At 32.9% G+C, this 13,407-nt stretch carries 8 protein-coding genes; 4 read left to right on the top strand and 4 right to left on the bottom strand.

All coding sequences use genetic code 11. The features are described from left to right. Nucleotides 1-21: 21 nt before the first annotated feature. The 4 genes from WNY78_RS01765 to WNY78_RS01750 form a co-directional block, all read right to left on the bottom strand. The gene (locus WNY78_RS01765) at nucleotides 22-2,328 is read right to left on the bottom strand and encodes a glycoside hydrolase family 65 protein (RefSeq protein ID WP_342871455.1); all 2,307 of its coding nucleotides are present in this window, start codon (nucleotides 2,326-2,328) and stop codon (nucleotides 22-24) included. A gap of 11 nt (nucleotides 2,329-2,339) precedes the next feature. Further along, a complete protein-coding gene (gene pgmB, locus WNY78_RS01760) occupies nucleotides 2,340-3,038 on the bottom strand; it encodes a beta-phosphoglucomutase (protein WP_342871454.1) in 699 nt (232 codons plus the stop codon). Then, nucleotides 3,031-4,416, bottom strand: a complete 1,386-nt coding sequence (locus WNY78_RS01755; protein ID WP_342871804.1) for an MFS transporter — start codon at nucleotides 4,414-4,416, stop codon at nucleotides 3,031-3,033. The genes pgmB and WNY78_RS01755 overlap by 8 nt, the downstream gene beginning before the upstream one ends. A gap of 129 nt (nucleotides 4,417-4,545) precedes the next feature. Beyond that, the gene (locus WNY78_RS01750; RefSeq protein ID WP_342871453.1) at nucleotides 4,546-5,607 is read right to left on the bottom strand and encodes a LacI family DNA-binding transcriptional regulator; all 1,062 of its coding nucleotides are present in this window, start codon (nucleotides 5,605-5,607) and stop codon (nucleotides 4,546-4,548) included. Between the two features lie 304 nt (nucleotides 5,608-5,911). On the opposite strand from WNY78_RS01750, the gene WNY78_RS01745 reads away from it, so the two are divergent. From WNY78_RS01745 to WNY78_RS01730, 4 genes are read left to right on the top strand one after another with little or no spacing between them, the layout of a single operon-like run. Beyond that, entirely contained in the window at nucleotides 5,912-8,815 is a 2,904-nt protein-coding gene (locus WNY78_RS01745) for a SusC/RagA family TonB-linked outer membrane protein (RefSeq protein ID WP_342871452.1), read from the top strand. Between the two features lie 7 nt (nucleotides 8,816-8,822). Further along, the gene (locus WNY78_RS01740; RefSeq protein ID WP_342871451.1) at nucleotides 8,823-10,427 is read left to right on the top strand and encodes a RagB/SusD family nutrient uptake outer membrane protein; all 1,605 of its coding nucleotides are present in this window, start codon (nucleotides 8,823-8,825) and stop codon (nucleotides 10,425-10,427) included. Between the two features lie 11 nt (nucleotides 10,428-10,438). Beyond that, nucleotides 10,439-11,572 carry a SusE domain-containing protein gene (locus tag WNY78_RS01735; RefSeq protein WP_342871450.1) on the top strand — a complete coding sequence of 378 codons (1,134 nt, stop codon included), beginning with the start codon at nucleotides 10,439-10,441 and terminating at the stop codon, nucleotides 11,570-11,572. A gap of 12 nt (nucleotides 11,573-11,584) precedes the next feature. Then, nucleotides 11,585-13,384, top strand: coding sequence for a SusE domain-containing protein (locus tag WNY78_RS01730; RefSeq protein ID WP_342871449.1), 1,800 nt, complete (start codon nucleotides 11,585-11,587; stop codon nucleotides 13,382-13,384). The last annotated feature ends 23 nt before the right edge of the window (nucleotides 13,385-13,407 follow it).

Genomic DNA, 13,407 nt, shown 5'->3' with positions numbered 1-13,407 from the left:
CCTTGTAGGTTGAATAATTTATTATACAGTCACTAAATTATTAGGACTAATCGTTACTTTTTCACCTTTAACAATAATATCAATTTGATTATCACCATCTAACTGAAATTTAGTTCCGTTTTTAGTGACATTTACTTTCAAAATTTGATTTCTAAAATTGATTTTAAACGAATATGAATCCCATTGATTTGGGATTTTAGGTTCAAAAGACAACATATCATTTTTAATACGCATACCTCCAAAACCTTCAACAATACTCATCCAAGTTCCTGCCATAGACGTAATATGTAAGCCTTCTTCTACTTCATGATTATAATCATCTAAATCTAAACGAGACGTACGCAAATAAAATTCATACGCTTGTTCCATACGACCTAGTTTTGCAGCTTGAATACTGTGTACACAAGGAGATAATGAACTTTCGTGAACAGTAAACGGTTCGTAAAAATCGAAATGACGTTCTAATTCTTCCGAAGAAAAATCATCCTCAAAAAAGTACATTCCTTGTAAAATATCTGCCTGTTTGATATATGGCGAACGCAAAATGCGATCCCAAGACCATTTTTGATTAATTGGTCTATTGGTTTTAGACAAATCTGCAACCGTAATGAGTTCTTTATCTAAGAAACCATCTTGCTGTAAGTAAATATTCTTTTCCTCGGAAAATGGAAAATACATATCATCTGCAACATTTTTCCAGAGATCTAATTCATTGTCTGTAATTTTCGTTTTGCCTTTTACTCTCTCGTAATCGTCATGAAAACCTTCTTTGACTTTTTCGATATTCTCTAACGCATAGTTAATACACCATTTCGCAATGTAATTAGTATACCAATTGTTATTGACATTGTTTTCATACTCATTTGGACCTGTAACTCCTAAAATGACATATTTATTTTTGGCTGTAGAAAACGTAGCACGTTGCTGCCAGAATCTAGCAATACCTATTAATACTTCTAATCCTTTTTCTGGAATGTAACTGTAATCTCCAGTATATCTAAAGTAGTTATAAATTGCAAATGCTATGGCTCCATTTCTATGGATTTCTTCAAAGGTAATTTCCCATTCGTTATGACATTCTTCGCCATTCATGGTTACCATTGGATACAAAGCCGCTCCATTAGAAAAGCCTAATTTTTGAGCGTTCTCAATCGCTTTTTCTAAGTGATTGTATCGGTATTCTAATAAACTTTTCGCAACGTTTTGATCTTTGGTTGCCATGTAAAACGGAATGCAATATGCTTCGGTATCCCAATACGTACTTCCTCCATATTTTTCTCCTGTAAATCCTTTTGGACCAATATTTAAGCGTGTATCTTTTCCGAGGTACGTTTGATTTAAATGAAAAATATTAAATCGAATGCCTTGTTGAGCTGCAACATCACCTTCAATAGAAATATCTGCCATATCCCAAATTTTAGCCCAAGCTTCTTTTTGAGTGTCTAGCAAGCCATCAAATCCCATTTGAGAGACCGTATTCAAAGTCTTTTTGGCAACAGTAATTAATTCATTTTTATCGTGATTTCTATCTGCTGTATAACCACCAAATTTTGTCATTGTGATGGTATCACCTTTAGACACTTGGTTTGTGTATGTAAATTCAATTTTATCTATAGCATCACTAACGATCTTATCCTGTTTTATAGCTTTACCATTTAATGACACTTGTGTTTGCATTGATGTACATACATAAAAGTCTGTTTTCATTGTTCGAGATACAATAAAAGCTTGCTCACCTTCATGATTCACATTTAATACATCCCAAAACTTATCATCCCAATTGGTATCTTCATTAGTAATACCATTGTCTAAATAAGGTGTAAAATCTATTTGAGCATCATTATTGATTGGAGTCACATTATATTCTATAGCACCAATTTCATCAATTTCTAGGCTTAAAAAACGTTTAGTTTCTACTTTGACTTCAATAGAATTTTGAAGTGTTGCCGTAAAACTTCTAGATAGCCAACCTTCTTTCATGTTAAGCTCTCTGCGGAAATGTTCTACTTTAGTACACTTTGCTATATCTAGTTGTTTTCCGTTAATCGTCACATTAATTCCAATCCAATTTGGAGCATTTAGCACTTTTGCAAAATATTCTGGATACCCATTTTTCCACCAACCTACTCTAGTTTTATCTGGATAATAAACACCAGCAACATAACTTCCTTGAAAGGTTTCACCAGAGTAGTGCTCTTCAAAATTAGCACGTTGTCCCATGGCTCCATTTCCAATACTCATTAAGCTTTCTGAAGATTTAACACGTTCTGCATCAAATCCTTCTTCAATTATTGACCAGTTATCTGGTTTGATATAATTATGATTCATATATCTATATTTTATTTATCGTTTGATAAATTAGTCTTTGTTTGTTTGGTTATTTTGTTTGCCATGATGTCTTCTAGAAAATCTAAAGAAATTTCAGTAAAATCTTTGAACACATAATCTGCTTCGTTTAATACTGATTGATCTCCTATTCCTATAGAAATCATATGAGCAGCATTGGCTGCTTCAATTCCTGCTTTTGCATCTTCAAAAACGATACAATCATTAGGATTAACGCCTAATAATTTAGCAGCATTTAAAAATACTTCTGGGTTTGGTTTTCCTATTTTAACGCCATTACCATCTACGATAGCATCAAATTTTTCAAGAAGATTTACTTTATCTAAAATAGTATGTGCATTTTTACTTGCAGATCCTAGAGCTAAAGGTTGCTCTTTACTAATTAAAAAGTTTAATACTTTAGGAACATCAGGTAAAATCTCTTCTTCCTTCATGTTCTCAACGTAAGTCAAGTAATCTTCATTTTTGAGAGACATAAGTCTGTTAAATTCTTCTTCGGAAAGCGTCTTGTTTCCCCATTCTAGAATTTTCTCAAGCGATTTTTGTCTGCTTACGCCTTTAAGTTGTTCGTTTTGGATTTCAGTAAAATCTACACCAACACCTTTTGCTAGTTTTTTCCATGCTAGGAAATGATATTTTGCGGTATCTACGATGACACCATCTAAATCGAATATGAATCCTTTTTTAGTCATTGATTTGAGTTAAATCTGGTTGATATGAAATGGCTTGTTTGTTTGTAATTAAAAGGTTACAAAATCCTGCGATAATTAAACTAATTCCAGCAACAGTCATCGCATTAATTGCTTCTTCACCTAGTAGTCCTGAAACAAAATTAATACCGCCTAAAGCTGCTATAATTTGAGGTATAACAATAAACATGTTAAATATTCCCATAAACATTCCCATTTTATTAGGGTCAACAGAACTTGATAACATGGCATATGGCATAGAGAGAATACTTCCCCAAGAAATACCTATTAACACAAAACACCATTTTAAATTTTCGGGAGATGCGTAATACATTAATATAAAACCTAGACCACCTAATATTAGAGAAAACATATGTACATACTTTCTATTTATATTTTTCTTTGAAGTATATAGAACTAAGAGAAGTGCGAATGCCATTGAAGACAATCCGTAAATTCCCATTGCAGAACCTACTAAATTTGATGATTTTTGAAATGCTGTGTTTACAATCTCAAAAGCTTCAACTTGTGCAGGAACCGTTAAGTCATAAGCTGATAGCACAGGTGCTGGTGTATTAAAAACATGTTCAGTTAATGCTGGATTTGCTAAACTCCACATGGTAAAAAATGCAAACCAAGAAAAGAACTGTATAACTCCTAACTTTTTCATTGTTAGAGGCATATTCCCTATGTTATTTAAAATATCAGGAATGAATTGGTTTTTTCTAGCTTTCTCACGTTCGAATTCTTCCATATCTTCTGGAGGATATTCCGAAGTTGTAAATATTGTATATAGAATACTAGCTAGAAAGACAAAAGCTCCAATAGCGAATGCGATTTTAACAGAATCTGTAATTATTCCAGAATCTGCAGAATCACTGACACCAAGTTGAGATACCATCCAAGGTAAATTACTTGCAACCCAAGTACCAATTCCAATAATTAGTGTTTGAACTACAAATCCATATGTTCTTTGTGATTCTGTTAATTTATCTGCTACCAACGCTCTAAATGGTTCCATTGACACATTAATTGAAGCATCTAAAATCCATAAGAATCCAGCTGCTATCCATAATGCTGGAGAGTAGGGAACAAAAAACAATGCTAATGAACTTAAAATAGCACCTATTAAAAAATAAGGTCTTCGTCGACCCAATCTAGGATGCCAAGTTCTATCACTCATGTAACCAATTATTGGTTGTACAAGTAATCCTGTAAGAGGTGCTGCGATCCAAAGTAAAGGGATATCATCTTTTGGAGCTCCAAGCGTTTGAAAAATTCGAGACATAAAGCCTCCTTGTAATGCAAAACCAAATTGGATTCCTAGAAAACCGAAACTCATGTTCCAAATTTCCCAAAAACCTAGGGTGCGCTTTTTCATCATTAGTATATTAAGATTAATACTATTGACAAGCGTTTAAACTTATCAAAACTTATGGGTAGAAGTGAAAAATATAAGTTTTGATTTGGGTGTAAATATACTAAAGTTTTTTATTCTCTAATGATAAATCTAGTTTTTAGTAGATTCTCTTTCAATGAGATTCGTTTCAATGATAACAGTTTCGTAGACTTCTTCTGTCTCATCATTATAATCCACCTCTTCAGCTTCAAGCCTATTAATCAGTAAATTAGCAGCTTTTTCTCCAATTTTTTGTCCATGTTGACTCACAGTCGTTAAACTTGGTGTAGAATGTTTTGATAATACACCATCACTAAAACTGATAACCTGTAAATCATCTGGAATTTTTAATCCTAATTTTCTAGCTACTTTAATTGCTGTAACTGCATACAATTCGTTCACTGCAAAAATACCGTCAATACTCTTATTTGATTGAAATAATTGTTCGACCTCACTTTCTAATTTATCGAGATGGTCATCAGACATTAGCTTATCTTCAATTTTGAGAATTAAAGATGCTTTTGGATCGATTTTATGATCTTCTAAAGCCTCTAAATAGCCTTGAGTACGCAATTTTCCGACGCTAACATAATCCTTAGTTGAAATAATCGCTATGTTTTTACAACCGTTTGATATTAGTTTTTCAACAGCTTGCTTTGCTCCTTTAACATCGTCAACTATAACTTTATCACACGGAATTTCATTAACGACACGATCAAACATAACGATTGGCATCCCTTGATTGATAGTTTCAGTAAAATGATGATAATCTTGCTGTAACAGTGTTTCTTTTGCAATGGATAGAATAAACCCATCAATACTACCATTGGCTAACATTTGCATGTTGATGACTTCTTTGTCAAAAGATTCATTTGATAATCCTACAATAACATTATAACCTCTCTTGTTAGCAACTAATTCTATACCTGTTATGACTTTAGAGAAAAAGTGATGTACAATTTCAGGTATGATAATACCTATCGTTTTTGTTTTTCTATTTTTTAAACTTAGAGCAATATTATTTGGCCTGTAGTTGTATAGTTTAGCAAAAGCTTGAATTTTTTGACGTGTATCTTCACTAATTTCAATACTATTTCTAAGCGCTTTTGAAACTGTAGAGATTGAAACATCTAATTCTTTTGCTATTTGCTTAAGGGTTATTTTTCTTTTCATTTAGGACGTTTAAAATGCATTTATTAGGGAGAATCTATTCAAGTTAAAAGAGAATAAAAAATTTCCTTTTTTTGTATTTTTACTTAAATTCAATTCCGAAGTTAGTAACAAAGTTATCACTTTATTATAAATCTGATAATTTCACGTGTTATTTTATAGTTTTATACTAAAATTCCAAAAGTTTTCAACACGAAAACGTTTGCGCAAGTTAATATATAATACGTTAACATAAAATTTACATAGTTTTGAAGTAGAAGTGAAAAATATAAGCATTAAAAAAAGCAACTAACTTTAAAAATTTTTTATGAAGACATTTTTAAATAGCTTACTCGTACTGACATTTTTAATACCTGCGACATTCTTTGGGCAATCCAAGGTTACAGGTACAGTTACAGATGAAGCTAACGCATTACCGCTACCAGGTGTAAACATCCTAGTTAAAGGAACTACAACTGGAGCATCAACCGATTTTGATGGAAAATACTCAATATCTGTCAACGAAGGTGATATCTTGGTATTCTCATATTTAGGATACTCAACAAAAGAAATCGCCTACAATGGCCTTTCACCATTTAATGTAACATTAAGTGAAGACGCTGGGAAATTAGACGAAATTGTAATAATTGGTTACGGTACAACCACAAGAAAAGATGCTACAGGATCTGTTGAGTCTATCACATCAGATGATTTTACAAAAGGTAACATTGTAACTACTGAAAACCTGTTACAAGGTCGAGTTGCTGGTGTCACTGTTAATACCAGTGGAGCTCCAGGATCTGGATCTGAAATAAAAATTAGAGGTGGATCTTCAATTAATGCATCTAACAATCCGTTAATTGTTATTGATGGATTGCCAATTACTAATGATAACATAGGTGGTTCTAGAGGTATACTTTCTAGTATTAATCCAAATGATATAGAATCATTCACTGTTTTAAAAGATGCATCTGCAACAGCTATTTATGGTTCTAGAGCATCTAATGGTGTTATTATCATAGTTACAAAAAAGGGTAAGTCTAGCTTTAGTGCAGACTACGATGTTCAATTTACATTTGGAGAAATTGCAGATCAAATTGATGTATTCTCTGCAGATGAATTTAGAGCTCTTGTAAATTCTCAACCTATAAATGGAACAACACTTAATACCAACTTATTAGGTGATGCGAATACAAATTGGCAAGATGAAATTTTTAGAGAAACTGTTTCTGCAATGCACAATGTAACTGTAAGAGGTTCATTATTCAAAGCATTACCTGCTCGTTTTTCTTTTGGAGTTACAAAACAAGAAGGTGCTATTTTAACATCACAATTTGATAGACGTAACTTATCTGTTGCGTTGAATCCAACTATGTTAGACGATCATTTAAAGGTAAGTCTTAATGCTAATCTATCTTTTGAAGATAACAGATTTGGAGATTCTGGTCAAATAGGCGCAGCACTTCGCTATGACCCAACACAACCAGTTTACGATCCAACTTCTCCTTTTAATGGCTTTTATCAGCATAGAAATGGAAATATATTATCTAATGGAACTACAAATCCAGTAGCCTCTTTATTACAAACAAATAACCAAGGTGATACAGAGCGCTTTTTTGGTAACATTAACTTTGACTATAAATTTCATTTTTTACCAGATTTAAAAGCTGTTATCAATTTAGGATTTGATGAAACTTCTGGTTGGACAAATAACAATTCTGTTTTTGCAACAAATGACAATGTTTCTGCCAACAAATCGGTAAGTTACCAAATTAGAAAAAATCAATCTCTTGATGGTTTTTTTAATTACAAAAAGACATTTGGAGACGTTGAAACAGATTTCACAACAGGTTATTCTTATCAACGTTTTACTAATAACGGTTACTTTACAGGAAATCAATATGATCCTCAAAGTTTTAGTGACACTTTTGCTGATCCTGATATTGTTCTTATTGGTTTCTTCGGAAGAGCAAACTTGACCTTCTTTGAGAAATACCTTTTAACTGCTACTTACAGACGTGATGGTACATCTCGCTTTAGCGAAGACAATCGTTGGGGTAATTTTTACGCAGGTGCTTTAGCTTGGCAAATTAGCGAGGAAGATTTCTTAAAAGATTCTGAAACTATTTCAGACTTAAAATTAAGAGTAGGTTATGGTGTTACAGGTCAACAAGAAATTGGAGAAAGAGATCTTTTTCTAAGTCGTTATCGTGGTGGAAATGCTAATTCACAATACCAATTTGGAAATACAACTATTACAAGTTTGATACCTTCGGAAATCAACCCAGATTTAAAATGGGAGGAGACTACCACTTTAGAAATCGGTATTGATTATGGATTATTCAACAATAAAATATCAGGTAGTTTAAATGTATTTCAAAAAGATTCAGAAGATTTACTATTTAATGCACCAGTACCAGATGGGAGTAATTTCTCAAACAGTATTGTACAAAATATTGGTAACTTAAGAATTCAAGGTATAGAGTTTACTACTAATGTTGATGTGATTCAAAAAGAAGATTTTTCTCTAAACTTTAACTTTAATGCTACTTTGTTAGATAGAGAAATTACTGAATTGGCTTATGGTCAAGATGTAACTACAGGAGGAATTGCTGGTGGTACTGGTAATTTTATTCAATTATTTAGAGAAGGAGAAGCTCCAAATTCATTTTATGTTTACAAACAATTATATGATAATCAAGGTAACGCAATTGAAGGTGCTTATGTAGATTTAAATGGAGATAACATAATAAACGATGAAGATCGTTATTTAAGAGCAAATCCTGACGCAGATGTTATTTTAGGTTTTCAAACAAGTTTAGAATACAAAAACTTTGATTTTGCTTTTAATTTAAGAGCAAATATTGGAAACTATGTGTATAATAATGTAGATTCTGCAAGAGCACAATATGAGTTATTACAAGACAACTCTGTTTTAGGTAACATTCCTACATCTGTCTTAAACAACAATTTCCAAAGAACATCAGATGTCATCAACTCAGATATATATCTTGAGAACGCATCGTTCTTAAAAATGGATAACATTACTTTAGGTTACACCTTTAAAGAGCTCTCAAACGTTATTAAATCTGTAAGAGTTTGGGGAGGAATTCAAAATGTATTTACATTAACAGAATATAGCGGTTTAGATCCAGAGGTATTTAATGGTATAGATAACACAATCTATCCAAGACCAAGAAATATTTTAGTAGGTGCTAATATTAAATTTTAAAAAGACTATGAAAAAAACAATTAAAAACATTAGTATTTTATCATTGCTATTTGTGTTTACGTTCTTCTCTTGTACAGAAGACCTTAACATCACACCAAACGATGATGATACTTTATTAGGCGAAGACCTTTTTCAAAATGAAGGTGCCTACAGACAAGTTATTGCAGGTGTTTATGGAAATTTAGCATTAACTGGAACCGAAGGAGCAGAATCTTCTAACATTGAAGGTATTGATGCTGGAACTAGCCAATTTGGTCGTGTGCTTTTATACATGCAAACACTTTCTGCAGATCAAATGATTTGGTCTTATGAGAATGATCCTGGTACAAGAGAAATACAGCGTAATATCTGGACAGCTCAAAATCCATTAATTTTAGGAATGTACAGTAGATCGCATTTAACTATCGCTCTTGCAAATAACTTTTTAAGAGAAACTACAGCAGATAAATTAGACAGCAGAGGAGCTTCAGAAGCTGTACGTCAAGACATCGTTGCATATCGTGCCGAAGCAAGATTACTTAGAGCCTTATCGTATTATTATATGATGGATCTCTTCGGAAAAGCAAACTTTGGTACAGAAGCAGATGCTGTAAATACAATTTTACCAGTTGCTGATAGAGCACAACTTTTTGATTTCATTGAAAGCGAATTATTAGCTATTGAATCTGATCTTGTTGAAGCTGGAGCTAATGAATATGGTAGAGCAGATAAAGGTGTTGCTTACATGATATTAGCTAAAATTTATCTGAATGCCGAAGTATATCTCGGAGCAGGACAAGGCCAATACGATAAATGTATTACGTATTGCCAGAAATTACTTGATGCTAATTACTCTTTAGCCACAAATTATAAAGATCTCTTTATGGCAGACAATAATACCAACTCTGCTATTAATGAAATTATATTCCCAATAATATCTGATGGTTCAACGACACAAAATTATGGACCTACAACTGTTATGATTAATGGTGCTGTAGGTAGTTTAGAAGTTAATGGTGCAGAAGTTGGTGTTTCCGAAGGTGGCTGGGGAGGCGCACTTAGAGTAAGAAAAGAATTTGCTGAGTTATGGCAAGGTGGAAACTTTATTGATGATGATAGAAATACTATTATATCTGCTGATAGACCAATTGGGATTACTGATATCTCAGATAAAGATACTGGTTATATCATACAAAAATATTCTAATGTAACATCTTCAGGTCAAGCTGGGATAGACCAAACTTTTGTTGATACAGATTTTCCGTTATTTAGATTAGCTGATGTATATCTTATGTATGCTGAAGCTGTTTTAAAACAGGATGGTGTAGCAAATACTACAGCTGTAGATTTAATAAATGATTTGAGGATAAGAGCTAATAATCCAAATTTAATTTCTGTTAATGATATAACAGATCAATTTATATTAGATGAGCGTTCTAGAGAATTACATTGGGAAGCACATAGAAGACAAGATTTAATACGTTTTGGTCTTTTTACTGGAGGTAATTATAACTGGGCATGGAAAGGAAACGGAAGTAATGGTATAGCAATTCCATCACATTTTAAATTGTATCCAATTCCAAATTTAAGCATGTCTTCTAATCCAAATCTTACTCAAAACCCAGGGTACTAAAAAAAGAAACAATGAAAAAAATACAAAAAATACATATTCTAATCGCTGTAATGACATTAGGTCTTTTCGCAATTTCTTGTGAAAATGATGAGACAAAATTTACAGCTATAGAAACTAATCCAATTGCGTTATCTGAGTTACCAATAACATCAATAGAATTGGATCCATCCAATCCTGCAAATGCTGCAGTAACTTTTAATTGGAATGAAGCTAATTATAATCAACAAGCTTCAGAAAATTATTCTATTCAATTATCATCAGATTCAGAATTTACGAATCCTATAATTGCAACGTCTGTTGTTGGTACAACTTCTGCAACATTATCAGTAAATGAGTTAAATTCATCAGCTGGTTCTGCAGGATTACCTCCATTTACGTTTAGTCCAATTTACGCTAAAGTAGTAAGCTCGATTGGAACTCAAAATGGTTTACCTGTTTCTTCAAATATCATTAGTTTTGAAGTACAACCTTATTTCAACTATGTTTTTAAAGATTACTATTTAGTTGGAAATGGTACATCAGCAGATTGGAACAATAACAATAATAATCCTCCACTATTTAGAGATTCAGAAAACAACAATTTTTATACCTATACTGGTTTCTTCACTAAAGGAGGTGGTGGTTTTGATGATGGTAGATTTAAAATTTTAGAAGTAAGAGGTCAATGGCAACCACAATGGGGAACTTCTACTCCAGAAGGTAGTGATGATATTATCGAAGCTGGAGAAATTGCAGGAAACCCAACGACTCAAGATAGTGATCCTGGACGTTTCGGAGTTGCTTCAGATGGATATTATACATTTACTATTAATTTTTCATCTAATACTTACACCATGACTTCATACGATGATTCTGGTTCTACTAGTTTATCAAGTGTAACTTTACAAGGTGATGCTCTAAATGGTGATACAGCAATGACACAATCTAGTTTTGATTCTCATTTATGGTATGTTAATAGTGTAAACCTTCAGCCAGGAGATTTACAATTTACAAATAACACAGGTGTTTCATGGGCTGGATCAACATCATTTTCTGGTGTTGCTACTGAAGGTGGAGGAAACATTCCTGTTGTTGTTCAAGATGATTACGAAGTTTGGTTTAACGACTTGACTGGAGACTATATAATGATCCCGTTAAACTTATAAAAAAATAACACTATGAAATTCAATAAAATTAGTGCGTTAATACTCTGTCTTTTCTTAGTATTTGTATCGTGCGAAACAGAAGAAAGTTTAGAAATCACAGCACCAGGTGCAACTTTTACGCTATTAGAACCTTCGATTTCTAACATAAATTTAAATTATAACTTACCAAACAACGAGGCTTTTACTATTGTTTGGAATGATCAATTAACAACAGGTTCTGCTAATTATATGGTAGAATTATCACCAGATGCTTTATTTGAAAGCCCATCAATTATTGGATCTTCTACTACAGATAGATTTACAATGACAGTGGCAGATTTTAACAACATCGTTTTAGATGCTGGTGCTGATGCTTTTGAGCCGTTTACAGTTTTTATGAGAGTTACAAACGAATCTAATGTAACAAATATCGTTAGTTTTAGCGTTTCTTCATATTCTGAAGCTGTGCCAGTAATAACAAATCCAGATAGTACATTCTCACTTGTTTTACTTGAAACTACACCTAATGATGAAGCTATTAGTGTTTCATGGGAAGATCCTGATTTTGGAGAAAACAGTTCTGTTGATGTTATTTATGAAGTGCAATTTGCTCAAGCAGGAACAGGTTTTGCAGGTGCAGTTACAGAAAGTGCAACTGATATGACGTTTTCAAGTACTCATGAGTTATTTAATGAGACTGTTTTAAATGCAGGCCTTAATGCTGAAGAAGTTGGAAGTTTAGATATTAGAATAAAAGCAACAATTGAAATGGATGCTGGAAACATGGAACGTTTCTCTGATGCTGTTACAATTTCTGTAACACCTTACAGTATAGAACTCGCTCCAATTCTTTATGTTGTAGGTGCAGGTGCAGTTGATGCAGGTTGGGATTGGACAACTCCAGTTGAATTACCATTACAAGGCACAAAATACTCTGGAAACATTAATTTAATTAATGATGCATTTAGATTCTTTACGGTAAATAATGATTGGGGATCAGGACAAAACTTCCCTTATTATGAGTCTGTTGGATACACAATAGATTCTAACTTAGCTAATGCTATGGATGGTGATAGTAACTTCCAATTCGTTGGTACACCTGGACAATATTTCATTGAAATTGATACAGAAGCAAAAACAATAACATTAGGACCTCCTGTTATTGGACCTAACTGTAACTTTGACCAATTATGGTTAGTTGGCGCAGGTATTGTTGATGCTGGTTGGTCATGGGATACTCCTGTTGCATTACTATGTACAGGAAATGGAACATACTCAGGTAATGTAGCTTTAGCAAATGATTCATTTAGATTCTTCACAGTAAATAATGATTGGGGAACTGGTATAAATTACCCAACTTATGAAGGTAATGGTTATACTATAGATTCTAATTTTTCTAATGCTATGGATGGTGATAGTAACTTTAGTTTCATTGGAACACCAGGAACTTATTTCTTAACTGTTGATGATATTAATAAAACAATTACGTTAGGACCAGAACAATTACAGTGTGATTTTGAACAATTATGGCTTGTAGGAGCAGGTGTTGTTGATGCAGGTTGGTCTTGGGACACTCCTGTTGCTTTACCTTGTACTGGTGCTGGAATTTATTCTGGACAAGTGGCTTTAGCAAATGATGCTTTTAGATTCTTCACAATAAATAATGATTGGGCAACTGGAATTAACTATCCTACTTACGAAGCAGATGGTTATACTATCGATTCTGATTTAATTAATGCTATGGATGGAGATAGTAACTTCTTCTTTAATGGCACACCAGGAACTTATACTGTTACGGTAGATACTGGTAACTTGACAATTACTGTTGAATAAATTATAAAATACTTAAAAAAGGC

The organism is Psychroserpens sp. AS72 (assembly GCF_038900375.1).
In the GTDB taxonomy this organism is placed as follows: Bacteria; Bacteroidota; Bacteroidia; order Flavobacteriales; family Flavobacteriaceae; genus Psychroserpens.
The sequence above is the reverse complement of the archived record's forward strand: the minus strand, read 5'-3'. Positions and strand labels throughout refer to the sequence as shown.